26 protein-coding genes and 1 tRNA gene are annotated in these 24672 nt (G+C 63.9%); 14 read left to right on the top strand and 13 right to left on the bottom strand.

The window, feature by feature from the left end:
* Positions 1 to 63: 63 nt before the first annotated feature.
* The 7 genes from E1809_RS01285 to E1809_RS01255 form a co-directional block, all read right to left on the bottom strand.
* Positions 64 to 285: an NF038396 family protein gene (locus E1809_RS01285; RefSeq protein ID WP_133202412.1), complete on the bottom strand. Its 222-nt coding sequence runs from the start codon at positions 283 to 285 to the stop codon at positions 64 to 66.
* A gap of 2 nt (positions 286 to 287) precedes the next feature.
* Positions 288 to 869: a dihydrofolate reductase gene (locus E1809_RS01280; RefSeq protein ID WP_133202411.1), complete on the bottom strand. Its 582-nt coding sequence runs from the start codon at positions 867 to 869 to the stop codon at positions 288 to 290.
* Positions 866 to 1669, bottom strand: a complete 804-nt coding sequence (locus E1809_RS01275) for a thymidylate synthase (RefSeq protein ID WP_133202410.1) — start codon at positions 1667 to 1669, stop codon at positions 866 to 868. Before E1809_RS01275 ends, E1809_RS01280 begins: the two co-directional genes overlap by 4 nt.
* Before the next feature lie 24 nt (positions 1670 to 1693).
* On the bottom strand, positions 1694 to 2662 hold the full coding sequence (locus tag E1809_RS01270) for an NUDIX hydrolase (RefSeq protein ID WP_133202409.1): 969 nt from the start codon (positions 2660 to 2662) through the stop codon (positions 1694 to 1696).
* Positions 2663 to 2674: 12 nt separating this feature from the next.
* Entirely contained in the window at positions 2675 to 4924 is a 2250-nt protein-coding gene (locus tag E1809_RS01265) for an RNA degradosome polyphosphate kinase (RefSeq protein WP_133202408.1), read from the bottom strand.
* Between the two features lie 102 nt (positions 4925 to 5026).
* Positions 5027 to 5998, bottom strand: a complete 972-nt coding sequence (gene mshD / locus E1809_RS01260) for a mycothiol synthase (protein WP_133202407.1) — start codon at positions 5996 to 5998, stop codon at positions 5027 to 5029.
* 245 nt (positions 5999 to 6243) lie between these two features.
* Complete coding sequence (locus E1809_RS01255; protein WP_133202406.1) at positions 6244 to 6942, bottom strand: winged helix-turn-helix transcriptional regulator; 699 nt, start codon at positions 6940 to 6942, stop codon at positions 6244 to 6246.
* A gap of 267 nt (positions 6943 to 7209) precedes the next feature.
* Between E1809_RS01255 and E1809_RS01250 the strand changes: the two genes are divergently transcribed.
* From E1809_RS01250 to E1809_RS01220, 7 genes are all read left to right on the top strand, one after another.
* Entirely contained in the window at positions 7210 to 7944 is a 735-nt protein-coding gene (locus tag E1809_RS01250; RefSeq protein ID WP_133202508.1) for a permease, read from the top strand.
* 184 nt (positions 7945 to 8128) lie between these two features.
* Complete coding sequence (locus E1809_RS01245; protein ID WP_133202405.1) at positions 8129 to 8728, top strand: nitrobindin family protein; 600 nt, start codon at positions 8129 to 8131, stop codon at positions 8726 to 8728.
* 63 nt (positions 8729 to 8791) lie between these two features.
* Positions 8792 to 9514 carry a flavodoxin family protein gene (locus E1809_RS01240; protein WP_133202404.1) on the top strand — a complete coding sequence of 241 codons (723 nt, stop codon included), beginning with the start codon at positions 8792 to 8794 and terminating at the stop codon, positions 9512 to 9514.
* 22 nt (positions 9515 to 9536) lie between these two features.
* Positions 9537 to 10622, top strand: coding sequence for a CAF17-like 4Fe-4S cluster assembly/insertion protein YgfZ (gene ygfZ, locus E1809_RS01235; protein WP_133202403.1), 1086 nt, complete (start codon positions 9537 to 9539; stop codon positions 10620 to 10622).
* Positions 10619 to 11032 carry an ankyrin repeat domain-containing protein gene (locus E1809_RS01230; RefSeq protein WP_165962169.1) on the top strand — a complete coding sequence of 138 codons (414 nt, stop codon included), beginning with the start codon at positions 10619 to 10621 and terminating at the stop codon, positions 11030 to 11032. The genes ygfZ and E1809_RS01230 overlap by 4 nt, the downstream gene beginning before the upstream one ends.
* Positions 11033 to 11175: 143 nt before the next feature.
* On the top strand, positions 11176 to 11736 hold the full coding sequence (locus tag E1809_RS01225; RefSeq protein WP_133202402.1) for a PadR family transcriptional regulator: 561 nt from the start codon (positions 11176 to 11178) through the stop codon (positions 11734 to 11736).
* Between the two features lie 48 nt (positions 11737 to 11784).
* The gene (locus E1809_RS01220; RefSeq protein WP_133202401.1) at positions 11785 to 13341 is read left to right on the top strand and encodes a DHA2 family efflux MFS transporter permease subunit; all 1557 of its coding nucleotides are present in this window, start codon (positions 11785 to 11787) and stop codon (positions 13339 to 13341) included.
* A 69-nt stretch (positions 13342 to 13410) separates the two neighbouring features.
* On the opposite strand, the gene E1809_RS01215 is transcribed toward E1809_RS01220, so the two are convergent.
* The 5 genes from E1809_RS01215 to E1809_RS01195 all read right to left on the bottom strand — a co-directional run bounded on the left by E1809_RS01215 (position 13411) and on the right by E1809_RS01195 (position 17638).
* Positions 13411 to 14142: a GNAT family N-acetyltransferase gene (locus E1809_RS01215; protein WP_133202400.1), complete on the bottom strand. Its 732-nt coding sequence runs from the start codon at positions 14140 to 14142 to the stop codon at positions 13411 to 13413.
* A gap of 117 nt (positions 14143 to 14259) precedes the next feature.
* Complete coding sequence (locus E1809_RS01210) at positions 14260 to 15285, bottom strand: 6-phosphofructokinase (protein WP_133202399.1); 1026 nt, start codon at positions 15283 to 15285, stop codon at positions 14260 to 14262.
* A 249-nt stretch (positions 15286 to 15534) separates the two neighbouring features.
* Positions 15535 to 15789, bottom strand: coding sequence for a PspC domain-containing protein (locus E1809_RS01205; protein ID WP_133202398.1), 255 nt, complete (start codon positions 15787 to 15789; stop codon positions 15535 to 15537).
* 48 nt (positions 15790 to 15837) lie between these two features.
* On the bottom strand, positions 15838 to 16134 hold the full coding sequence (locus E1809_RS01200; protein WP_235835370.1) for a hypothetical protein: 297 nt from the start codon (positions 16132 to 16134) through the stop codon (positions 15838 to 15840).
* A gap of 1 nt (position 16135) precedes the next feature.
* Entirely contained in the window at positions 16136 to 17638 is a 1503-nt protein-coding gene (locus E1809_RS01195; RefSeq protein WP_133202397.1) for a PspC domain-containing protein, read from the bottom strand.
* Between the two features lie 125 nt (positions 17639 to 17763).
* Between E1809_RS01195 and E1809_RS01190 the strand changes: the two genes are divergently transcribed.
* A complete protein-coding gene (locus E1809_RS01190) occupies positions 17764 to 19188 on the top strand; it encodes an ATP-binding protein (protein WP_133202396.1) in 1425 nt (474 codons plus the stop codon).
* Positions 19185 to 19850: a LuxR C-terminal-related transcriptional regulator gene (locus E1809_RS01185; protein ID WP_133202395.1), complete on the top strand. Its 666-nt coding sequence runs from the start codon at positions 19185 to 19187 to the stop codon at positions 19848 to 19850. The genes E1809_RS01190 and E1809_RS01185 overlap by 4 nt, the downstream gene beginning before the upstream one ends.
* 93 nt (positions 19851 to 19943) lie before the next feature.
* Here E1809_RS01185 and E1809_RS01180 read toward each other — a convergent pair whose 3' ends face one another.
* A complete protein-coding gene (locus E1809_RS01180) occupies positions 19944 to 21173 on the bottom strand; it encodes a pyridoxal phosphate-dependent aminotransferase (RefSeq protein WP_133202394.1) in 1230 nt (409 codons plus the stop codon).
* A gap of 304 nt (positions 21174 to 21477) precedes the next feature.
* On the opposite strand from E1809_RS01180, the gene E1809_RS01175 reads away from it, so the two are divergent.
* The 5 genes from E1809_RS01175 (at position 21478) to rplA (ending at position 24385) form a co-directional block, all read left to right on the top strand.
* Positions 21478 to 21550: transfer RNA gene (locus tag E1809_RS01175), tRNA-Trp, on the top strand.
* A gap of 83 nt (positions 21551 to 21633) precedes the next feature.
* Positions 21634 to 21915: a preprotein translocase subunit SecE gene (secE, locus tag E1809_RS01170; RefSeq protein WP_133202393.1), complete on the top strand. Its 282-nt coding sequence runs from the start codon at positions 21634 to 21636 to the stop codon at positions 21913 to 21915.
* 117 nt (positions 21916 to 22032) lie between these two features.
* The gene (gene nusG, locus E1809_RS01165) at positions 22033 to 22896 is read left to right on the top strand and encodes a transcription termination/antitermination protein NusG (RefSeq protein ID WP_133202392.1); all 864 of its coding nucleotides are present in this window, start codon (positions 22033 to 22035) and stop codon (positions 22894 to 22896) included.
* Positions 22897 to 23024: 128 nt separating this feature from the next.
* A complete protein-coding gene (rplK, locus tag E1809_RS01160; RefSeq protein WP_043483056.1) occupies positions 23025 to 23453 on the top strand; it encodes a 50S ribosomal protein L11 in 429 nt (142 codons plus the stop codon).
* Between the two features lie 224 nt (positions 23454 to 23677).
* Positions 23678 to 24385 (top strand): 50S ribosomal protein L1, encoded by a 708-nt coding sequence (rplA, locus tag E1809_RS01155; protein WP_133202391.1) that lies wholly within the window; start codon positions 23678 to 23680, stop codon positions 24383 to 24385.
* Positions 24386 to 24672 lie beyond the last annotated feature (287 nt).

Here is a 24672-nt window from a genome sequence, read left to right as displayed (position 1 = left end):
ACGCCGGACCGCTGTCGGTTACGTCACCAACCCGGGCGGCACCCGGTTAGCGGAGCAGCGGTACTATTTTCCGGCGTCGGGCTCTTCCAGCATCGCCGCTTTGCGGGCGCGCAAGGCGTAGAACGCTCCGAACGTGAAGACCTGGGTGACCACCACCAGCACGATGATCCCCACGATCTTGTTGCCGCCGAGGATCATGGTCAGGCCGATGATCGCGGACAACAAGGCGAAAAGCGGCAGCAGCATGTAGCCCAGCACGAACAGCGTCTCGGGTTTCTTCAGCATCCTCAGTCTTCCGTCCGGCGCCACGTGGCGATCCGGTAGTTGGTGCCGTTGCTGGACGTCAGCCAGCCCTCAGCGGGTTGAGTAGCCTCCAGGCTCCAGGCCGCGCCGAAGTCCGGGGCGAAAGTGTCGCCGTCGGAATCGGTATCGATCACCGTAACCACGGCGACGTTCGCGATGTCCATCGACTGCCGGTAGATCTCGCCGCCGCCGATGATCCAGACGTTCCGGTTGCCGGGGGCGAACTGGGACTCCAAAAGGGCGGCATCAAGGGAAGAGACCACGACGGCGCCACTTGCCTCGGGCGTGTCCGCCCAGTTCTCCTGCCGGGTCACCACGATGTTGGTCCGGCCGGGCAATGGGCGGAACTTTTCCGGGAACGATTCCCACGTCTTGCGTCCCATGATGACGGGGTGGCCCTTTGTCAGGGAGCTGAAGTGCTTCAAGTCTTCGGGGACGTGCCACGGCATGGTGCCGTCCTTGCCGATCACTCCGCGGGCCGTTTGCGCCCACACCAAGCCGATGCCGGCCGCCAGCTCAACCGGCTCCGCGGCGGTTTCCTGCGCTGGGTTTTCCTGGGTGCTCATACTGCCACCGGCGCCTTGATCGAGGGGTGGTGCCGGTAGCCGACCACTTCGAAGTCCTCGAAGGTGTAGTCGAAGATCGAGTCCGGCTTGCGGGTGAAGTGAAGCTGCGGATACTCATACGGTTCGCGGGAGAGCTGCTCCGTGACCTGCTCGACGTGGTTGTCGTACACGTGGACGTCGCCGCCGGTCCAGACAAAGTCGCCGGGTTCGAGCCCGAGCTGCTGGGCCACCATGCACGTCAGCAGCGCATAGGAAGCGATATTGAAGGGGACGCCGAGGAACATGTCCGCCGAGCGCTGGTACAACTGGCAGGACAGCTTGCCGTCCGCCACGTAGAACTGGAAGAACGCATGGCAGGGTGGGAGGGCCATGTCCTTGATCTCGGACACGTTCCACGCCGAGACGATGTGGCGGCGGGAATCCGGGTTGGTCGCCAGTCCCTTCATGAGCTCGGAGATCTGGTCGATGTGGCCGCCGTCGGGGGTCGGCCAGCTACGCCACTGGACGCCGTAGACCGGGCCGAGTTCGCCGTCGGAGTCTGCCCACTCGTCCCAAATGGTGACGCCCTGCTCCTGGAGCCACTTCACGTTCGACTCGCCGCGAAGGAACCACAGGAGCTCCAGCGCGATCGACTTGAAATGAACCCGCTTGGTGGTGATCAGCGGAAATCCCTGGCCGAGATCGAAGCGGATCTGGCGGCCGAAGACGCTTCGCGTGCCCGTGCCTGTGCGGTCCGACTTGTGCGTTCCGCCGGCCATGACGTCGCGCAGGAGGTCTTCATAGGGGGTTGGGATACTCACGCAACAAGCTTACTTGAGCACGCCTTAGTCATCGAAAGCTTTGATTTGCTCCACGGCCACCACGCGCTGGCTGTTGGCCTCGGCCACATGGCACACGATCATCTCGCCCGTGGCCAAGTACGGATCCTGCGTAGGCAATGCCCCGGCGAGTTCCGGTCCCATGTGCTCGGCGAGTGCCTTCAACATCGTGGGAAGGACGGGCCGGTGGGTGCACACGACCGCTGAGCGCTGCTTATCGAACAAACCCTCGACGACGGCGGCGGCCTTCTTGGGGCTGCGCTGGTGGCTGTGCTCGGTGAGGGCCTCCACGAGCTTGACCTTGGCGCCGAAGGACCTCGCATAGGGGGCGATGGTCGATACGCAGCGGGTCCACGGGCTGCTGATGACACGGTCCGGACGCCACACTCCCAGGAGCCGTTCCACGGAGACGGCCTGGCGCAGTCCGGTCACTGCCAACGGACGGCTGCCTTCCGCCTTCGTCCACGAGGACCGGGGCTTGGCCTTGGCGTGCCGTACAAGGATCAAGGGCCAGGTTTCCAGCTCCCCGTTCAGATGCGCCTTTTCCAGTGCTTCGAGGGGAGCGAGGTCGGTGGGGTTGCTCAGGAATCGCGCCGCTTTGTCCGGCGCGGCCCACAAGTAGGCGTCCACTTCATCGCCGTCGGGCTTGATGGTGGAACCGTTGACCTGCATGGCCCAGTAATGGACTACCTTCAAACCTGCCGCCACATGGTAATGCGTTGGGGGCAAGGGAATCCCCAAGGGCGCCTCGAGCCCGATCTCTTCCCGGATCTCGCGGGAGGCACACTCCGGAATGGTCTCTCCGGGGTCAAGCTTTCCCTTGGGCCAGGACCAATCGTCGTACTTGGGCCGATGGATCAGCAGGACCTCAAGGGAACCCCTCGTGACGCGCCAAGGAAGGGCGCCTGCCGCCGTGACGGCGATTGGTTCCCCCGGATGGTCCGTCTGGTCGGCAACGGGCGTATCGCTGTTCAACTTTGTCGCTGCCTACCGCCGGGCGACTGCGCGTTGGCGGGACCTGGATGCAAGCAGCCAGGACTGGATGTCCAGCAGGGGTTCGCCGTCCTCAGCGAGGTGGTAGCGGGTCCAATTGCCCTCGTTGTCCAAGTGCCAGCTCGCCGTACCGGGGTCCAGGTAGCGGTCCAACAGCTCCAGGACTTCCGCGGTGTCTTCGCGGCTGGCGAGCTGGACCAAGGCCTCGACCCTGCGGTCGAGGTTGCGGTGCATCATGTCCGCCGAACCGATATAGACAACGGGTTCGTTGCCGTTGGCAAACGCGAAGACGCGCGAGTGCTCGAGGAAGCGGCCCAGGATGGAGCGGACGGTGATGTTCTCGCTCAATCCCGGCACTCCCGGACGGAGGGAACAGATGCCACGGACGATCACATCGACCTTCACGCCGGCCTGGGAGGCACGGTAGAGGGCATCGATGATGGCCTCGTCCACCATGGAATTGACCTTGATCTGTACCCTGGCCGGGATACCGGCGCGGGCATTGCGGATCTCGGTTTCGATCCTCTCGATCAGTCCGGAGCGTACTGAACGCGGGGCAACGAGGAGCCGCTTGAAGGTGGACTTGGGGGCGTAGCCGGACAGCTGGTTGAAGAGCTTGGACAGGTCCTCGCCTACTTGCTCGTTCGAGGTCAGCAAGCCGAGGTCCTCGTAGTATCGAGCAGTGCGCGGGTGGTAGTTGCCCGTACCGATGTGGCAGTAGCGGCGGAGCCCGTCGACTTCCTGGCGGACCACCAAGGAAAGCTTGCAGTGGGTCTTGAGTCCCACGATGCCGTAAACCACGTGGACGCCGGCCTGCTCGAGCTTGCGGGCCCAGGAAATGTTGGCCTGCTCATCGAAGCGGGCCTTGATTTCCACGAGGGCCAGGACCTGCTTGCCGGCCTCGGCGGCGTCGATCAAGGCATCCACAATGGGGGAGTCGCCGGAGGTGCGGTACAGGGTCTGCTTGATCGCCTGGACCTTGGGATCGGAGGCCGCCTGCTCAAGGAACGCCTGGACCGAGGTCGAGAAGGAGTCGTACGGGTGGTGCAGCAGGATGTCGCGCCGCCGCATGGCCGCGAAGACGTTGGCCGCCTTGGAGGTCTCGGACTCGTTCAAGTACCGGGACGTGTGCGGAACGTGCTTCGGGTAGTGCAGGTCCGCGCGGTCGATCCCGCCGATGACCGACAAGCCACGGAGGTCCAGCGGTGCCGGAACCGAGTAGACCTCGGATTCCTCGACGCCGAGTTCCCGCACCAGGAGGGCCCGGATGTTCGGGTTGATGTCCGTGGTGACCTCGAGGCGGACGGGCGGGCCGAAACGCCGGCGCAGCAGTTCCTTCTCGAGCGCCTGCAGGAGGTTCTCGGCGTCGTCCTCTTCAACCTCGACGTCTTCGTTGCGGGTAACCCGGAACGAGTGGTGCTCCATGACTTCCATGCCGGGGAACAGCTTGTCCAAGTGGACCGCAATGACTTCTTCGAGGGCGATGAAGCGGGCCACACGGCCCGGGACGGCACCGGCGCGCGCTCCGTCGATGGAGATGAGCCGGGGCAGCTGGTCCGGAACCTTGACGCGGGCGAACAGTTCCTTGTCGCTCACCGGGTTCCGGACGATGACGGCCAAGTTCAAGGACAGGCCGGAAATGTAGGGGAACGGGTGGGCCGGATCAACCGCGAGCGGGGTGAGGATCGGGAAGACCTTCTCGCCGAACATGACGCTCAAGCGGTGCTGCGCTTCGTCGTCGAGCTCGTCCCAACGCATCAAGTGGATGTGCTCGTAAGCCAGGGCCGGGCGGATCTGCTCGGCGAACACGCGGGCGTGGCGCTCCTGCAGCTTGTGGGCGGCCTCACCAATCTGTTCCAGGACTTCGACCGGGCTCAGGCCGGCGGGGGAGGGCACCGCGAGTCCGGTGGCGATGCGGCGCTTCAAGCCCGCGACGCGCACCATGAAGAACTCATCCAGGTTGGAGGCGAAAATCGACAGGAAGTTGACCCGTTCCAGCAGGAAAAGGTCCGGATCCTCGGCGAGCTCAAGGACGCGAGCGTTGAAGGCGAGCCAGCTCAGTTCACGGTCCAGGAAACGGTCCGGACTGATATCGCCTTCCGGGACCAAGGACGGCGCAAATTCCGGAATGTCGATGCGGTCCTGCGTAGCCCGCGCAGCCGGGACTTCGGATGACCCGAAGCGGGGAGGCAAGGTTGCGCCCTTGACCTCGGTTTTTGCGGTTCCGACCGGGTCCGGATTCATCGGGCTCTCCTTCGTTCAGAGCAGGTGTTCTTCAACCCTACAAGGATTCCACGTGCCGGAATCCCAGATGTCGCAAGCTTTCAGGTTCGCCCTTGTCTGCGGTTACTTTTGGGTTAATGGCCCGTACATGACGTCCACGTCCCAGCGTACGAATCCGAGCTTCTGGTAGAGGGCAACCGCAGCCGTGTTGTCGGCGTCCACGTACAGCATCACCGAATGCAGGTCGTGGCCCTGCAAGTACCTGATTCCCGCTACAGTGAGTGCCTTGCCAAGGCCCATGCCCTGGGCGGCGGGAGTCACGCCGACCACGTAGACCTCGCCGATGGCCGGATGGGGCCCTTGCTTCGGGTGCACCTTTGTCCAGTGGAAGCCGAGCAACTCACCCTCGCGGTCCACTGCCAACAGGAATCCCGCGGGATCGAACCAGTCCTCCTCCATCCGCGCGTCCAGGTCCGCGCGCGTGAGCGAACCCTGTTCCGGGTGGTGCGAGAAGGCGGCCTTGTTCGCCGCGAGCCAGGCGGCCTCGTCCTGTCCCGGCACGAAGGCGCGCAGGGAGACTCCGTCCGGCAGCCCGACGTCGGGCAGTTCCGCGGTTGAGGACATGAGCCGCATCTTCCAAAGCTCGCGCACCGGACCGTAGCCGTAACGGTCAGCGAGGTCGGCTGCGGCCTCATGGTTGCCGTGCGACCACGCGGTGAGCCCCTCGAAGCCGCGCTCGTCCCGGAGCGAGTCCAGCAGCCTCCCGGAGACGCCCTGGTTCCGGTAGGTCGGGTGGACCGCCATTTCCACCACCCCGGTTCCGTCTTCGGCCTCAACGACGACGGCGATCCCCGCCAGGTCCTGTCCGCTCACCGGATCGGACTGCTCGTCCGGCGCATAAAGGGCCAGCGACGTCAGCGAGTGGTCGCCGGCATCGGCTCCGCGCAACATGACCAGGGTCTGTTCGGACAGCGGCGGGTTGCCGTCCGACTCTTCCGCAGCGGCCGCGAGGGTTTTGATGTCCCTCAGCAGCTCGCCGTCCGGGGCGCCTTTGACGATGAGGACGGGCCAGTTCTCCGGGTGTGCAGGGCTCATGCTGCAAGGCTATACGTCCGGCGCCGGTTTGGCGGGATGGATTTTGCGGGCGTCGCATGGGCCGTGTAAGGTCTATAACTCGTCCGGCTTGCGAAAGCGGGATGCGAGGGGGATCCACCAGAGGGGTGGCCTCGATACGTTCGACCCGTATGTCCTCCACTCAGCTCGGCAGGAAGCTGCCGTCTATTGAACATGAAAGCAGGCCCGGACTCAGCGAGTCCGGGCCTGCTTCTCTGTTTGAGGGGCTACGCCTCGGAGAGTTCATCCTCCGGCAGCCGGACGAGGGTCAGCCGGTAACCCACGTTGCGGACCGTGCTGATGAGGTTTTCGTGGTCCGGGCCAAGCTTCGCGCGCAGGCGCCGGACGTGCACGTCCACCGTGCGGGTGCCGCCGTAGTAGTCGTACCCCCACACCTCGGTCAGGAGCTGTTGGCGGGTGAAGACCCTCCCCGGATGCTGGGCGAGGTACTTCAGGAGCTCGAACTCCTTGAAGGTCAGGTTCAGTGCCTGCCCGTTGACCCTCGCCGTATAGCTTGTCTCGTCGATCACGACGCCGGCCGCCCGGATTTCGCTCGTTGGCTCCTCTTCGCCGGGGACGGCGCGCGCCATGGCCAGCCGGATGCGGGCTTCCACTTCCGCCGGTCCGGCGGAATCGAGGACGATGTCATCCACCGACCACGCCGAGGAAACGGCGGCCATGCCGCCTTCGGTCAGGATCAGGATGATCGGGGCGCTCAGACCCGTGGCTTTCAGGAGTTGGGTTAGCGAACGCGCGCCCACCAGGTCCTTGCGCGCATCGAGGAAGACGACGTCGGTGGGATCCGTCTCCAGTAAAGCCGTGGGCTCCGCCGGAAGGATGTGAACGCGATGGTTCAAGAGTTCAAGCGCAGGCAGGATATCTACCGACGAGCCGGTGCTGTTCGTCAGGAGCAGGATGTGCGACATAGTTCCTCCAAGGGCGGTCGGCGCATCATCGGGCGTCTGAACCGGGTTTCCACCGGCCGGTAGCTGCTCGTATCCGGCGTGGCCCCGTTGTAACGGAAACCGTGCTTTTAGAAGCGCTGTTGACAACCGAGTATACCTAACAGCCCTTTCCACGTCAGGGATTAGTGACACCTTCAGTTCCCTTTTGCGACATATTTGAGCCACATAGGGCAGGATTGGCAAGAGCCCAAAGGCATGTTGATGTTGGAACGAAAAGTCAGGGACACTGTGAAGTCTTGGAGCATCGGGGTCGTCGGCCTCGTGGCGCTCGCGGTCATCGTGGCCGGTACGTACGGTCCGCCTGCAGTAATGGTGGTCATCGGTGTCCTCGCCGCTGCCGCCGTCGGCGTGGGGTGGCCCCACTTCCTGGCCGTCCCGGCGAAGAAGACGCTCGCGGCGGTCATCGGCTTGAGCGGGGCGGCCTCCGCCGTCGCTGCCGCCTTCGTCCCGCCGCCCGGATTCCTTGACGCGACTCCGGCCTTCATCGGCGCCGGGGTCGTGGCTGTATTCGTGGTCCAGTTGATCCGGGGTACGGGCCAGGCCCAAAGGCTCGAGTCGACCCTTGGAAGCTGCGCCGGCGTGCTCTTGAGCTGCCTTGGTGCGGGCTGGATTGCCGGGGCGCGGTTCAACGGCATCAAGGAAATGGTGCTGGTGGCGGGCCTCAGCGCCGCTGTTGCCTTGCTCGCGGGACTTCTCCGCTGGCCGGACCGGGTGGTGGCGCCCTTGGGCATCGTCGCGGCAGGATTGGTGGCGCCACTCGCGGGTCTTGTCTTTTCCGACATTTCCATCGTGCCGGCCATCGTCGTCGGCGTGGTGGTCGGTTCCGTCCTGGTCAGTTTCCGGCGGATGGTCACGTTGCGGCTCGGCCGGCTCAATTTCGCCGCGGTCCTGGGCATGGGCGTCGCTCCCGTGTGGGCGGTGGGCGCTTTGTCCTACTTCATCGACAAACTACTCATCTACTAGCGGTTAGGATGGCATCATGTCCGTTCTTGCATATGAAATCTTCTTCCTTGTCCTCCTGACCATCGCCGGCCTCTCGATGGCGTGGTTCGCCGGCTTTGTTGTATACCGTCTTTTCCGGGGCCAGAAGTAGCGCCGAGGCACCCTTCGTTCCCGTCCCGCCCCTTGGTCCACTGAGGTAAATGCCGTGCCCATCGAAATTCCCACCGACCTGACCCCCGAACTGGTACCGCTTTCCTGGCTCATTGGTGAGTGGGAAGGCCGGGGACGGCTTGGGACCGGCGAGGAAGACTCGGACCATTTCATCCAGCACGTCTCCTTTACCCACCATGGCCTGCCCTACCTGGAGTACCGCGCGGAAAGCTGGCTCAGCGACGAGCACGGCACCAAGTTGCGGCCCTTGACGGTGGAAACCGGCTTTTGGGCCTTGGAACGCAAAATGCTCGACGCCGACGGCGGTCCCGGCCTCACGCCGGCAGAGATCGTCCCAGTGATGAAGACCGCCGACGACGTCGAAGCCCTCCGCAATGCGGAAGGCGGATTCGATATCTCGGTGTCCATCGCGCATCCCGGTGGCATCAGCGAGCTCTATTACGGGCAGATCAAGGGCCCGCAAATCCAGATGAGCACCGACATGGTGATGCGCGGTGGCCACTCCAAGGAATACACTGCCGCCACACGCATCTTCGGCCTCGTAGACGGCAATCTATTGTGGCGCTGGGATGTGTCCACACCGGGTAAGTCGCTCGAGGCCCATGCTTCGGCTTTTCTGAACAGGGTCTCGTAGGGGTACGCAACGCCAAGCCTCGCTGATCGCCCGGTTTCGCAGCTCGAACCGAGGGAGCAGCAAGTGAACGAAGCAACAAAACCTGCCAGCTACGACGACCTCAAAGCCGTGTTCTTCAACGGCACGCTCAAGCCGTCCCCGCAAGTGAGCAATACGGACGGCGTCATCGCCATCAGCCGGCGGATCATGGAAAAACAAGGCGTCAGCACGCGCCTCATCCGGACCGTGGACCACGATATTGCGGCCGGGGTGTATCCGGACATGCGCGAACATGGTTGGGCCTCGGACGAGTGGCCGGAACTGTATCCGGCGGTCCAGGAAGCCGATATCGTGGTAGTGGCCGGGCCCATCTGGCTGGGTGACAATTCTTCCCAGACCAAGAAACTCATCGAGCGGCTCTACGCCCATTCCGGGCAACTCAACAGCAAGGGCCAGTGGGCTTTCTACCCGAAGGTGGGTGGCTGCCTGATCACCGGTAACGAAGACGGAATCAAGCATTGCGCCATGAACGTTCTGTACAGCTTGCAGCATGTGGGCTTCACCATCCCGCCCCAGGCCGATGCGGGCTGGATCGGACCGGTCGGCCCCGGCCCGAGCTACCTCGATGAAGGTTCCGGCGGCCCGGAGAGCGACTTCACCAACCGGAATGCCACCTTCATGACCTGGAACCTGCTGCACTTCGCCCGGATGCTCAAGGACGCCGGAGGCATTCCCGCTTACGGCAACCTTCCGGATGAATGGAAAGCCGGTACCCGCTTCGATTTCGAAAACCCGGAATACCGCTGAGCCCCAAGGACTTCTACTACATATGACTTACACGAGCCCACTATTGTCGCGCCCTGGAGCCGTCGAAGGCGGCGGCGAGGATTCCGGCGTCGCGGCCCACTACGGGGAGCCCCTCCGTGAGCAGCGCGCACTCGCTGCCGGTACCGCCGTCGTCGACCTTTCCTACCGGGGTGTGGTGACGGTTACCGGACCGGACCGCCTCAGTTGGCTCAACACTCTGTCCTCCCAGCAAGTCACCAACCTCCAACCGGGCACCTCGAGCGAACTGTTGCTCCTCACCATCCAAGGGCGCATCGAATTCGACGCCCGTGTTGTGGACGACGGCGAGACGACGTGGTTGCTCGTGGAGGCGGCTGAGGCGGCGCCTCTGGCCGAGTGGCTCACCAAGATGAAGTTCATGCTGCGGGTCGATGTGGCGGATGTTTCGGCGGATTGGGCCGTCGTCGGATCCACCAAGGCGGTTGACGCTTGGTCCGGCCGCCTCGTGTGGGAGGACCCATGGCCGCATATCGGCGCCGGGGGATACTCGTACAGCGTGGTCGAAGAAGACTCGCACCCGGGCCTCGAACGGCCGTGGTTCGAGTACCTTATTCCGGCCGCCGAGCTTGAGTCCGCCGTTGACGGGATGGCCCTCGCCGGATCGATGGCAGCAGACGCGCTCCGCATTGCCGCATGGCGGCCGCGCTTTGGAGCGGAAACGGACGAGAAGACCATCCCGCACGAGCTCGATCTCCTGCGGACCTCGGTGCATCTCGCCAAAGGCTGCTACAAAGGACAGGAAACCATCGCCCGCGTCCACAACCTGGGACACCCGCCCCGCCGGCTCGTCTTCCTCCAACTGGATGGATCGCAGCACACGCTTCCTGCGGCCGGAAGTGCCGTATTTGCCGGGGAACGCAAGGTGGGTACCCTGACATCTGTGGCCCAGCACTTCGAAATGGGGCCGGTGGGACTGGCGCTCATCAAGCGGTCTGTCGACCCCGGTGAAGTGCTGACCGTCCTGGACGGCGACGAACCCTATCCCGCTGCCCAGGAAGTAATCGTTGCGCCCGACGCCGGACAGGTCGTGGGGCGCCAGACCGGATTCCTGAAGGGACCCCACCGATGAGCGAGAACAACGGCGCCGATGCCGAGACCATGAGCGAGGACGACGAAGCCGTTGCCCTGGCGCACACCCTGTTCGACGCCGCCCGGGAAGGTAATTCCGAACTCCTTCGCAGCTACCTGAATGCCGGCGCGCCTGCCCGAATGACCAACGCCGCCGGGGATTCGCTCCTGATGCTGGCCGCGTATCACGGCCACGCGGAAACCGTTCAGCTACTGCTCCACCACGGTGCCGATGCGAACGCGGCCAACGACCGGGGCCAGACGCCGTTGGCCGGAGCCGTCTTCAAGGGCTACAGCGAGGTGGCCCGGGTCCTGATCGACGCCGGCGCGGATCCCGACGCCGGCAGCCCCACAGCGCGCGAGGCAGCCAGGATGTTTGCCCGTACGGACATTCTCGAACTGCTCGGATAGGCTTCCGGGCTCCGTTTCGACGGTTCCCCGCGCGCTAGGTGTTCGTAAGCGTCGAGTGTGCAGGGAATCGTCGAATCGAGCCGACTTGTCGCCGATTATTCCATGTGGAATAGTTGAGGTGGAATAATTCGGATGGAGGAGTGATGGCGAAAGTTTCGTTGACCCCACTCGGGGTCGCCGCGCTCGCCCTCCTCGTCGAAGCTCCTATGCATCCCTACGAGATGTACCAGCTCCTGATGGCACGGCAGGAAGACCGATTGGTCAAAGTCCGGCCGGGAACGCTATACCACGCAGTGGGAAGGCTGGAAGAGGCAGGCTTGGTGGAAGCCGCGGGAATCGACCGGGCAGGCAACCGGCCCGAGCGCACTACCTACCGGATCACGGGCACTGGCCGCGAGGCCTTGACCGAGCGACTCCAGGGCATGCTCGCGGAACCCGTGAACGAATACCCCAGCTTCCCGCACGCGATTGCCGAGGCACACAACCTGCCATCCGGCGTCGTGGTTGAACTCCTCGACCAGCGCGTGGCGAGCCTCGAGCAGCAACTTGACTTCCTGCACCGCGGTGAGGAGTCGGTCGTCGAGCGGGGCATTGAACGCAGGTTTTGGCTCGACGTCAAGTACCAGCAATCCATGCTGCGGACCGAAATTGCTTGGATCCGCGGCTTCCAGGACGAGCTCCGCAGAGGGCAGCTCCCATGGTAACCAGCCATCCGGCTCCCCATCCCGCAAGAAAACAGTCAAAGGAATCCCATGGAAAACGTCACTAAACCGTGGCCCGCACTATGGTCCCTCGTGGTCGGGTTCTTCATGATCCTGATCGACACCACCATCGTCTCCGTGGCCAACCCGCGGATCATGGAGGGCCTGCACACTGACATCAACGCCGTCATTTGGGTGACGAGCGCCTACCTCCTCGCCTATGCTGTGCCCCTCCTGATCACCGGGCGGCTTGGCGACCGATTCGGACCGAAAAACCTTTACCTGATCGGCTTGGTCGTCTTCACCCTCGCGTCATTGTGGTGCGGGCTTTCGGGCGACATCGCCACGTTGATCACCGCCCGTGTGATCCAGGGCATCGGTGCAGCCATGATGACGCCGCAGACAATGGCCGTCATCACCCGTATCTTCCCGCCGGACCGTCGTGGCGCTGCCATGGGCCTTTGGGGAGCCACCGCGGGCATGGCGATCCTGGTGGGACCGATCCTTGGCGGAGTCCTGGTTGACGGCTTCGGCTGGCAGTGGATCTTCTTCATCAACGTACCCATCGGCATCGTCGGATTCATCCTGGTCACCCGGCTCGTGCCGAAGCTGACTACGCACAGCCACAAGTTCGACGTCTTGGGCGTGCTCTTGTCAGCCGCCGGGATGTTCCTGCTGGTGTTCGGCATCCAAGAGGGCCAAAGCTACAAGTGGGGGACCGTGGCCGGGCCCATCTCTGTGTGGGGCTTGATCATCGCGGGCCTCGTTGTCCTCGCCCTGTTTGTCGTGTGGCAGTGGGTGTTGGAGCGCCGGGGCGGCGAGCCCTTGTTGCCCTTGGGTTTGTTCAAGGACCGCAACTTCTCGCTGGGCAACGCCACCATCATGTCGGTCGGCTTCACGATCACCGCCTTCCCGTTGCCCACCATCTTCTACTACCAAGTAGTCCGGGGCCTGACGCCCACTCAGTCTGCGTTGCTCATGATTCCGATGGCCGTGATTTCCGGCGGCCTGGCACCGGTCGTCGGACGCTTGATCGACCGGATCAATCCGCGCTGGTTTGCCGCCTTCGGGCTTGTCTGCTTGTCCGGCGCACTGTTCTGGACCGGTGCCCTCCTGAAGCCGGACACTGCCATCTGGATGTTCCTCTTGCCGAGTGCCCTCCAAGGCGTGGCGAACGGCTTCATTTGGGGCCCGGTCTCCAACGCCACCACGCGTAACCTCCCGCCGCGCCAAGCTGGAGCCGGTTCCGGCGTCTTCAATACGACGCGCCAGATCGGTGCCGTGCTGGGATCGGCCGCGATTGCCGCGCTGATCCAGGCCCGGCTCGCGGTGGAGCTGCCCGCGGCGCCTCCCGGTGCATCGCCGGCCGGCGAGAGCGGCTTCACCGGTGCCTTGCCTCCGTTCCTGCACGAGGGCTTCTCGACGGCGATGAGCCAGTCCGTATTGCTGCCAGCCTTCGCGATCCTGGTGGGTGCGGCCGTGGCGCTGTTCTACGCCAAGCCCAAGGTCGTTCAGGGTTGGGGTGCAGCGCCTTCCAAGGAAGAGGCGCGTTCGGGTGAAGGCGAGCCCGAGGCCGTATCGCGCGACGGCGGCCAGCGGAACCGCTGATTTCCGCGAAAGTGCCGGCAGCTGCCCCCTAAAGGGGGTGGCTGCCGGTACTTTTGCGTCCTGGCCGCTTTAGCTGAGCAGCACGGAAGTCTGGATGCCGCCGTCGACGAATCCGAGGTGGCGGGCGAGCGCGAGCGATCCCCGGTTGTCCAGCGCTGTCCGCCATTGAAGGGTGAGCCCGGAGGCCAGCGCTTCGTGGGCGGCAATCGAGGCTGCCAGGGTTCCCAGCCCTTGCCGGCGGAGGTCTGGCGGCACCAGGACGCCCATGTCCGCGAGGATCCCTTGCCATTCGGCGTAGGCCGCGCATGCCACCGGCTGGCTTTCCGAATCGTTGCCGTCCATCACGGTGAAATGGTGGTCCATCCGCGTGAGGTGGACTTCGTTGACATCGTCCGGAGGGCACTTGCTTTCGAGTTCGAGCGCTTCGGGATGGCCGTGGGACACCGTGACTTCTCCTCCGGGCTGGAAGAGCGGCAGGTCGTCGGCAAAGAGCAGCGCGGACGTCCCGAGTCCGTGGCCTCCGTGGTCCCGGCTGAGCCTCAAGAGCGCTGAGTGTTCACTCAGCTCATCGTCTGAGAGGTCGACGGCGGCCGTCACCGCCCACGCTGGTGCCACCAATGCGGAGCGGCCGAAGAGCCGGACGAACGTGATGGACTCGGCGGCGTCGTCCTCCCGCACAAGCCGCTCTCCAGTGCGTGCGGCGAGCGATCCGCTGACGAAACTGAAGGCTTCGTCGTCGAATCCAAGATGACGGGCCCAGGCCAACAGCACAATTTCGGCTGATCCCGGTTCAAGTTCCATGCATCGAGTCTATTCAGTGCGGCAAAAGAAGGAGCAAGCAGGCACATCGCGTGCTTGCCTGCTCCTTAAAGGGCGCTTGGGACGGCGGTGAAGCCGGCCCAAGCGAGCGGCGCCGGCTTAGCCGAACAGGACGGCGGCTTCGTCGTAGCGGTGCTGCGGGACGGTCTTGAGCTTGCCGAGGGCGGCGTCGAATTCGACGTGCTCGATGTCGGTGCCTTTGAGGGCCACCATGGTTCCCCAGCGTCCTTCGACCACGGAGTCGATGGCCGCCATGCCAAGGCGCGTGGCCAGGACCCGGTCGAAGGCCGAGGGGACGCCGCCGCGTTGGATGTGGCCCAGGATCGTGGCGCGGGTTTCGATTCCGGTACGCGCCTCGATCTCGGGGGCGAGTTGGTCGGCGATGCCGCCGAGGCGGGGACGGCCGAAGGTGTCCAGGCCGCGTTCGGAGTGCGGTGCTTCCATGTGGTCCGGCACGAAGCCTTCGGCCACGACCACGAGGGGTGCGCGGCCGCGGTCGTGGGCTTCCTGGACCCACTTGGAGATCTGCTCGATGCTGACCTTTTGTTCCGGGATCAGGATTGCGTGGGCGCCTGAAGCCATCCCGGCATGCAGTGCGATCCAGCCGACGTGGCGGCCCATGACTTCCGCGATCATGCAACGGTGGTGTGATTCGCCGGTGGTGCGCAGCCGGTCGATGGCCTCTGTGGCGATCTGCACGGCGGTGTCGAACCCGAAGGTGTAGTCGGTGGCGTCGAGGTCGTTGTCCACGGTCTTGGGCACGCCGACGATCTTCAGGCCAGCGTCGGTGAGCCGCTTCGCCGCGGCAAGGGTCCCTTCGCCACCGATGGCGATGATGGCGTCGATGCCGAGCCGTTCCATGTGGGCCTTGATGACGTCCGGGCCACCGCCGTTTTCGAACGGGTTAGTGCGGGACGTACCCAAGATGGTGCCGCCCTGCTTGGCGATGCCGCGGACCATGGTACGGGGGATGGGAATGACGTCGCCCTGCACGACTCCACGCCAACCGTCGCGGAAACCGACGAATTCCTGGCCGTGGATCGCGATGCCTTTGAGTACGGCACCGCGGATGACGGCGTTCAGTCCGGGGCAGTCGCCACCGCTGGTAAGGATTCCAATTTTCATGAGGGCTCAAATCCTGGCTAGGAGGTATACGTGCAGAGCGCCACGCTGAGCTCACAACGATTGTAGGCGGCAATGTGGGGTAGGACACAAACCATGACTGCCGCTGGCGATGAGAGTCCGGAAACGCAATTGAAATATCACCGGGTCCCTGGCCCTGCCCAGCGCGCGTTAAAAAACCGGCGCCCCACCAAGGAAGTGGGGCGCCGGTGGGCCTTCACGGCGTGCTGAATACTGCCGCTTGGTCGAGCGCTATTTGCCACGCGAACGCTGGTTCAGGAACGATTCCAAGGCGATGGTGCCGTTCTGGTTGGGGAGCAGCAGCCAGGCGACCACGTAAATTCCAATGGCTGGTCCCGGCAAGAGGCAGAAGATGAGGTAGCCAATGCGGACGTACGCCACGTCAATGTTGAATTTGGCGGCGATACCCCCGCAGACGCCTCCAAGCCAACGCTGCGGACCGCGCGTCAGGCCCATGCTCCGTACGATGCTGAAGAACTTGTTCATGGCTAGAGCCTTCCCTGTTGTGGCTGCTTTGTCACGTGCGGTGCGATGTCAGTGGGCGGAATCACCGGACGAAGAGATCGCCCTGGACTTCCGGGAGCGGGCCGAGATCAAGCCTCCGATGACAAGTGCGGCGCCGGCCCCGATCATGAGTCCGATCAGCACGTAGTTTCCGTCGAGGATCACCAGTCCCAGGTTGGAAATGATGTTCAGGATCGCGAGGGCCACGATGATCAGCCCCCAGACCACAGTCCCTACCCGCACCCGCGATGCCGTCGGTACATGCCCTGTCTCGAACGACGACACATGTCCTGCGTCGAACGACGACGTGGATTCGTGCGTGCTCATCTCAGTTTCCTTCCTGGACGGTGACGTTGCTGAAGGTGCCGTCGAGCTTGATGACCAGCTTCGCTCCGGGTTTGTCCGTGTTGAAGCTGTTGAGCGTGCCGCCGCTGCTTTGGGTGATGGCGCCACCGTCCTGCTTGAGGTTCGCGAAGGTCATGTCGGCCTGCAGCTCCACGGGCACGTTCGCTGGGATGACGAGCTTGATGTTGCTGGCGGTCACGTCCATCGGAACTACGACGTCGGAGGCCAGCGGAGCGGACAGGTTCAGCTTCGTCAGGTCAACAGTCCCGTCACCCGCCGTGATGTTGTATCCCTTGCTGGCGTCGTCGATGCTGACAGGGTTCCATTGGGCGTTCCGTAACTGGAAGTGCTGCCCTGCGTTGGAAGCGACGTTGAACACTGCCCCGATCACCAGGGCCACGACGGCCAGGAAACCGAGAAGTCCCGAGGTCCGGCCGCGAAGCCCGGCAACCAGGATGCCAAGGCCGAGGACCCCGGCGCCGACAGCCCAGGCCACAGCGTCAGTGGCGCCTCCGAGGTGGATGGTGTTGCCGGCGTCGAGCAGCTTGACTGTGCCGCCGGCCAGCAAGGCCGCACCTAGCGAGACGGCAACGATCGCCGCCCCGGGGCCCTGCCGCCTCGGCCGCGGGGGCTGGGCAGGCTGGCCACCTGCAGGGTGGAAGCCGGACGGGTTGAAGGGACCCGAAGGTGTCGAGGGGCCGTCAGTTCCGTAGGCTCCTGACCCATACGGGTTCGCGCTGTAGGCGCTTGGGTAGCCAGTGCCCGACGGCGGTACCGCACCGAAACTTTGCGTCGCGCCGTCGTACGGGCTGCTTGGAGTGGTAGTGCCCGTTGCCGTGCCGGCGGCACCTGCGGCCGTTGCATAGTGTGGTGTTCCCATGGTTTGCCTTCCGTTGCGGCTTCGGTGGCCGGTCTTATTGCGCTGGACGAGGAAGTAGATCAGGTAAGCGGCGCCACCCACCCAGAACAGCGTCCAGAAGAGGCCGGGAAGGCCGTTCCAACCCCATCCCCAGAAGCCGTGGCCAAGGCCTGGCAGTCCGATTATGGTGGTGATCAGCGCTCCGGTCATGCCGGCGGACCAGCGGCCGGCCCAGGCTTCCTGGGCGTGGATCCGGCCGTCCGGTTCGGGCAGGAACGCCCAGGCAAGGCCGTAGAGCAGGATCCCGATGCCGGCAAAGAGCGCCAGGACAATGAAGATGCCGCGGACGATAAGGGGATCGATGCCGAACCGGTGTGCGATGCCGCTGGCAACGCCGCCGACCCAGCGGTCCGGCCCGCGCCTGATGCCTTGGCTCCTGATCCAGTCGAAGAAGTTCTGCGACGTGGTGGCAGGTGCGTAGCTTGGTGCGCCTGCGCCGGAGCCGGGCTGCGCGGGTTCTTCCGGCGAGCCGGCTTCGGCCTGGTTGCTGGAATCTTCAGGATGTGGTTGCTGCGGAAGGTCCGCAGGCCGTTCGGGGTCCTCTGGATTCATGCTGTGCGAGTTCATACTTCGATCTTGCCGTCCGCGGAGGATCGGCTCTATTGGGGGATACCCTGAACGTTCCCTGAGTGGCCCCCTGAGATGCCGCGCTTGCCGACACCGCTGTCCCTGATCCGTGTTTGGATTGATTCATGACAACAGTTCCGCAACGCCCGCCGCTGGTCCGCAGCAGCGACCGCATGATCGCGGGCGTTTGCAGCGGACTGGCCGATCACCTGGGCCTGCCCGTGAAGTATGTCCGGCTCGGCATGGTTCTCGCGTCGTTCGCGGGCGGCGCAGGGTTGGCGTTCTATGCATGGTTGTGGGTCATGGTGCCCACCGCGGACGAAAGCGCCCGCCGCAACGCCCGCCGGCCGGCGTCGCCCATTGCTCCCGCTGTGAGCCTGGGCGCATCGGTTCCGAGCGCGACGACACCCGCCGGAACAACACACGCCGCCCCGCCGTACGCCGCCGCCTTCCCCAACGCGATGGCTCCCGACACGGCAGCTTCCGACGCCGGTGCGCCGCCCAAGGCGCCGTCAGGACAGGTCCCCGTCTTCGCCTCGTGGTTCAGCTTGCGGCGCATCCCGTACGGCAAGGAGATCCTGCTTGGCGCGGCCCTGCTCGTTGTGGCAGCCATCCTCATCGCCCGGCAGTTCGGCGTCAATGTTCCGCTGGGTACGCTGATTCCGGCGGCGGCAATCCTCGGCGGAGCGGCGATCGCGTGGATGCAGCTGGACGAGACACGCCGGGCCGGACTCGTGGACAAGACCAAGGCTGACCAGGCCGGCGGGTGGGTCCGCCTGGCTGCCGGCCTCGCGCTCGTGGTCGCCGGAGTGCTGGTGATGGTCTCCGGATCCGGTTCATGGGAACAGATGTGGCTAGCCCTTCTGGCGTCGGTCGCCGTGCTTGGCGGTGTTGCGTTGGTGTTGCTGCCGTGGGGCCTCAAGTTCTGGAAGGACCTCGAAACAGAGCGCTCGGCACGGGTTCGGGAGACCGAACGTGCCGAAATCGCCGCCCACTTGCACGATTCCGTCTTGCAGACCCTTGCCCTCATACAGCGACGGGCCGGCTCCGAGCAGGATGTGGTGCGGCTTGCCCGGGCCCAAGAGCGGGAACTTCGCACCTGGCTGTACCGCGATGACGCCAAGGATTCCGGGCTGCTGGCGGAGCGCATTGCGGCGGCGGCGGCCGAAGTGGAGGACGCCCATGGACACGCGGTCGACGTCGTGAGCGTCGGCGACGCGGTGATGACGGACCGGCACGAAGCCCTCGTCCAGGCGGCACGTGAAGCCATGCACAACGCCTCGAGGCACGGCGGGGGAGCCGTGTCCGTCTACCTTGAGAATTCCGATGCCGGTAGCGAGGTCTTCGTGCGGGACCGCGGGCCCGGCTTCGACATGGCAGCGGTTCCGGACGACCGGCTCGGAGTGAAGGAATCAATCATCGGCAGGATGAAGCGGCACGGCGGCTCGGCAACCATCAGCAGCAGTCCCGATGGCACGGAAGTCCGGCTGCGGCTGCCCGCAGAGAACGGCGACAAAGCCGAAAACCGAAACGAAGAAGGCAAGGCATGAGCACAGGGCAAGAACCCCGAACGGTCCGCGTTGTGATCGTCGACGACCACGCCATTTTCCGTTCCGGGCTCAAGGCAGACCTCGATTCCCGGATCGACGTCGCAGGCGAGGCCGGAACGGTGGAACAAGCGATCGCCGTGATTTCCGAGGTCCGGCCCGAAGTAGTTCTCCTCGACGTGCACTTGCCGGGTGGCCTGGGCGGTGGCGGACGCGAAGTCATCAATGCCTCCGCTCCATTGTTGGCAAGCACGCGCTTCCTTGCGTTGAGCGTTTCCGACGCCGCCGAAGACGTCGTGGCCGTCATTAGAGCGGGGGCGCGAGGGTACGTCACCAAGACGATTTCCGGCCCCGAGATTTCCGACGCCGTGGTCCGGGTCGCCGACGGAGACGCCGTTTTCTCACCACGCTTGGCGGGGTTTGTGCTCGATGCCTTCGGAACAGCACCGGCGGAAATTGCCGACGACGAGCTGGACCGCCTTTCCGCCAGGGAACTCGAAGTCATGCGCCTCATCGCCCGCGGCTATAGCTACAAAGAAGTGGCCAAGGAACTGTTCATTTCCATCAAGACCGTGGAAACCCACGTCTCTGCCGTGCTCCGTAAACTTCAGCTCTCCAGTCGGCACGAGTTGACGAAATGGGCCGCCGAACGCCGCCTCCTCTAGCCTTCCTCGGATGCCGGCTCACGCCGGGTTGCTTAAAGCAAAACGCTCGCGCACCGTCAAACGACAGTGCGCGAGCGTTTTGGATCCGGGAGCCTACTTGGCCTGGCCCAGGAACTCCTGGAGGCGACGGACGCCTTCGGCGAGGTCTTCGTCGCCCAAAGCGTAGGACAGCCGCACGTAGCCCGAAGGACCGAATGCTTCGCCGGGAACGATAGCCACTTCAACCTCGTCCAGGATCAGCGAGGCAAGCTCAGCTGAGGTAGACGGACGGACCGGACCGTTCGCGGTCGGGAATTCCTTGCCCAGCAGCCCGCGGACGTCGGCGTACACGTAAAAGGCGCCGGTCGGCGTCGGGCATTCCACGCCTTCGATGGCGTTCAGTCCTGCGACGATCGCCTTGCGGCGGCGGTCGAAGGCGACCTTCATCTCATCGACGGCGGTCAGCTGACCGGAGACGGCCGCAAGGGCGCCGATCTGCATGATGTTGGAGACGTTGGACGTCGCGTGGGACTGCAGGTTCGTGGCTGCCTTGATGACATCTGCCGGGCCGATCATCCAGCCGACGCGCCAGCCGGTCATGGCGTAGGTCTTTGCCACGCCGTTCAGGATGACAACTTTGTCGCCGAGTTCCGGAGCCGCAGTGGCGATGGAGGTGAAGGGGACGCCGTCATAGGTCAGGTGCTCGTAGATCTCGTCCGTGACAACCCAGAGTCCCTTGGACGCTGCCCATTTTCCGATTTCAGCCACCTGCTCGGCGCTGTAGACGGCTCCGGTGGGGTTGGACGGGGAAACGAACAGGAGGATCTTCGTCTTGTCCGTCACAGCGGCTTCGAGCTGCTCGACGGTCACGAGGTAGCCCTGCTCGGGACCTGCGAAGACCTCGACCGGAACACCGCCGGCCAAACGGATCGCCTCCGGGTAGGTGGTCCAGAACGGGGTGGGAATGATCACTTCGTCGCCCGGATCAACAAGCGTGGCGAAGGTGTTGTAGACAGCCTGCTTGCCGCCGTTGGTGACCAATACCTGGGAGGCTTCGACCTTGTAGCCGGAGTCGCGGAAGGTCTTGTCCGCAATGGCCTGCTTGAGTTCAGGAAGGCCGGCGGCGGGGGAGTACCGGTGGTACTTGGGCTGGGGGGCGGCTTCGACGGCGGCCTTGACGATGTAGTCGGGGGTCGGGAAGTCGGGTTCCCCTGCACCGAAGCCGATCACGGGGCGACCCGCTGCTTTCAGAGCCTTCGCCTTGGCGTCAACGGCAAGGGTGGCGGATTCGGCGATGGCGGAAATTCGCTGTGAAATGCGGGCGGCAGGTGTTCCGGCAGACATTTAGCACCGTTCTTCGCTGGCAGCTGAGGAGCTGGATGATGGGATTCGACGGAATCTACTTTATGCTGTTCTGCGGAGCGATCGGGCTAACACCGGGAAAGTGACAGTTGAGGCTGATCACATGGACCGGACAGCCGGGACACTCCGAAAATGGCCCGGTTCGACTATCGCGAAGTTGTTGCGTAGACTGGTTCACCGGTGTTGAAAAACATCACAATGGTTCGCGCCTCAGGTTGGGCCGGGATTCTCGAGTCGAGGGTTCTTTGGTCTGCCCGGAACGTGAATGAATATGGGCTCGTTCCATAGGGTAGTGGCGCAATTGGTAGCGCAGCGGTCTCCAAAACCGCAGGTTGCAGGTTCGAGTCCTGTCTGCCCTGCGCAAGCTGTTCCGGGGTTCATCCCCGGAACAAGCGCAGCAACCATGGCTCTGATCAGGGCCGGGTCAACGACGTTTGCATAGATGAGTGAGGAACAGGTGACCGAAACAGCTGCAAGCAGCTCGAAGGGCCGTCCTGCCAAAAAGGCCGATTCCGGCTTCTTCGCTCGAATCGCACTCTTTGTCCGCCAAATTATCGGCGAACTCAAGAAGGTCGTGGCCCCCACCCGCAAGGAACTGATCAACTACACGCTCGTGGTGCTGGTATTCGTGGCAATCATGATGCTTGTCGTCACTCTGCTGGATTTGGTCTTCGGCACTGGAATCAAGTGGATCTTCGGCGGTACAGGCGTCACGAACAGCTAGGCGCGGATCACTCCGCAAACCGTGTTGAATTCCCTTCAAATTCAAGGGATTTTGCAGGGTTTGCGGAATTGAGCCATTTAAATAGGCATGTTAGGCAATGAGGAAGCAGGAGACCAAGTGTCTGAGCAGGAGCTCGAGGTAACTGAGACTGAGCTGGATGGCCCGGCAGACAACGCGGCTGAAGCCGTGGAGGAGTCCGAGGTCGAATCCGCTGCGCCCGAAACTGCCGACGTCGACGACGAGACCGACGTCGATCCCGAGGACGCTGACGCGGCCGACGACGAAGAGACCGACTACGAAGAGTCCGACGACGAGGCGGATGACGCCGAAGAGTCGAACGACGACGACGCCCTCGCCTCTGCTGCCGCGAAGGCACCCGCTGATCCCGCCGAAGAGTTCAAGGCCAAACTCCGCCGCCAGGAAGGTGACTGGTACGTCATCCACTCCTACGCAGGCTACGAAAACCGCGTCAAGGCCAACCTCGAAACCCGAATCCAGACCCTGGACATGGAAGATTACATCTTCGAGATCCAGGTTCCCATGGAGGAAGTCGTCGAGATCAAGAACGCCCAGCGCAAGATCATCAACCGCGTGCGCATCCCGGGCTACGTCTTGGTCCGCATGGACCTGACCGACGCTTCCTGGGGTGCGGTTCGCCACACCCCGGGTGTCACCGGCTTCGTGGGCAACGCCCACAACCCGGTTCCGCTGCGCCTCGATGAGGTCTTCTCCATGCTGGCTCCGGTCTTCGAGGAAGAGCAGCAGGAAAAGGGCAAGCCGGTCAACAAGCAGAACCAGGCGCCGGTCAACGTGGACTTCGAAGTCGGGGAATCCGTCATCGTCAAGGAAGGCCCGTTCGAAACCCTTCCGGCGACGATCTCCGAGATCAAGGTCGAATCGCAGACCCTCGTGGTCCTCGTGTCGATCTTCGAGCGCGAGACTCCGGTTACGCTCGCATTCAACCAGGTCACCAAGATCTAGTTGCCCCCAAAGTTTCGCTCCGCGGATGCCTGCTTAGCAGCCACGGAGCGGCCGGCCGCCTTGCCATGGCGGCCACAACCTGAGGCACGCTCCTGTGTCCCAGGAAGTTATTGAGAGAAGGACCCACATTGGCTCCCAAGAAGAAGGTCACCGGCCTCATCAAGCTGCAGATCCAGGCAGGTGCCGCCAACCCGGCCCCGCCGATCGGTCCTGCGCTTGGCCAGCACGGTGTCAACATCATGGAATTCTGCAAGGCGTACAACGCTGCGACGGAAGCCCAGCGCGGAAACGTCATCCCGGTTGAAATCACGGTCTACGAAGACCGTTCCTTCACCTTCATCACCAAGACCCCGCCGGCTGCAGAGCTCATCAAGAAGGCTGCAGGCGTCGCCAAGGGTTCGGCTACCCCGCACACCGTCAAGGTTGCCAAGCTGACCCAGGCCCAGGTCAACGAGATCGCCAGCACCAAGATGGAAGACCTCAATGCCACGAGCCTCGAAGGCGCAGCAAAGATCATCGCGGGCACCGCTCGTTCGATGGGCATCACCGTCGAATAGTCGAGGAATGAACGGACGGTGAGGGCTGAGGAACGAGGCACTCGCCGGAAGTGAGTCCCGGAGACTTTCGACAAATGGATGCCGTAGAGGGCTAAGACCCTCAACCGTCGGGAAACCGACACCAATGAATTATTGAAAATGTTGGAGATCCACGCCGGATTTCCAACTGTGGCAGGGCCCGGCGCGGTCCGCAGACCACAACTGCACAAGGAGAAATAAGCAGCATGGCAAAGCGCAGCAAAGCATATGAGGCAGCCGCCGCCAAGATCGAGGCGGACAAGGTTTACGCCCCGTTCGAGGCCATCAGCCTGGCGAAGGAAATCAACCCGTCCAAGTTCGACGCAACGGTTGAGGTAGCTTTCCGCCTCGGCGTTGACCCCCGTAAGGCCGACCAGATGGTCCGCGGCACGGTCAACCTGCCCCACGGCACCGGTAAGACCGCCCGCGTCCTCGTCTTCGCGACCGGTGACAAGGCCGAAGCAGCAATCGCTGCCGGCGCGGACTTCGTTGGTTCCGATGACCTGATCGAAAAGATCGCCGGCGGTTGGACCGACTTCGACGCAGCCGTTGCCACCCCTGACCTCATGGGTAAGGTTGGCCGCCTCGGTAAGGTCCTTGGCCCGCGTAACCTCATGCCGAACCCGAAGACCGGTACCGTGACCCCGGATGTCACCAAGGCTGTCAACGACATCAAGGGCGGCAAGATCGACTTCCGTGTCGACAAGCACTCGAACCTGCACTTCATCATCGGCAAGGTTTCCTTCGACGCCGTCAAGCTGGCTGAGAACTACGCAGCCGCCCTGGAAGAGGTCCTCCGTTTGAAGCCATCCGCTTCGAAGGGCCGCTACATCCAGAAGGCCACCGTTGCCACCACGTTCGGCCCGGGCATCACGGTCGACCCGAACGTCACCAAGGTTCTCACCGAGGCGTAAGCCCGGCGAGCATCGAATCGAGAAGGACCGTCCGGCCTGGTGCCGGGCGGTCCTTTTTGCGCTCCCGGCGGCGGCCCCCGCCCGGGTGCCGGGCTTCCCGACGGCGCCCCTCGCCCGGGTGCCAGGCTCCCGACGGCGGTGCCCGCCTATCGGCGCTAACCCACCAAGTGGCCCCGCTCCGCCGTCGTGCACGTCACCGCTCCGCCGTCGTACGCCGCCCCGCCAACTGGCTTCCCGCCACGCCGCATCTACCGCCTCCGGCGGGCGCTCATTAAGCTAGGGGCATG

It is taken from the genome of Arthrobacter terricola, from assembly GCF_004354015.1.
In the GTDB taxonomy this organism is placed as follows: Bacteria; Actinomycetota; Actinomycetes; order Actinomycetales; family Micrococcaceae; genus Arthrobacter; species Arthrobacter terricola.
The sequence above is the reverse complement of the archived record's forward strand: the minus strand, read 5'-3'. Positions and strand labels throughout refer to the sequence as shown.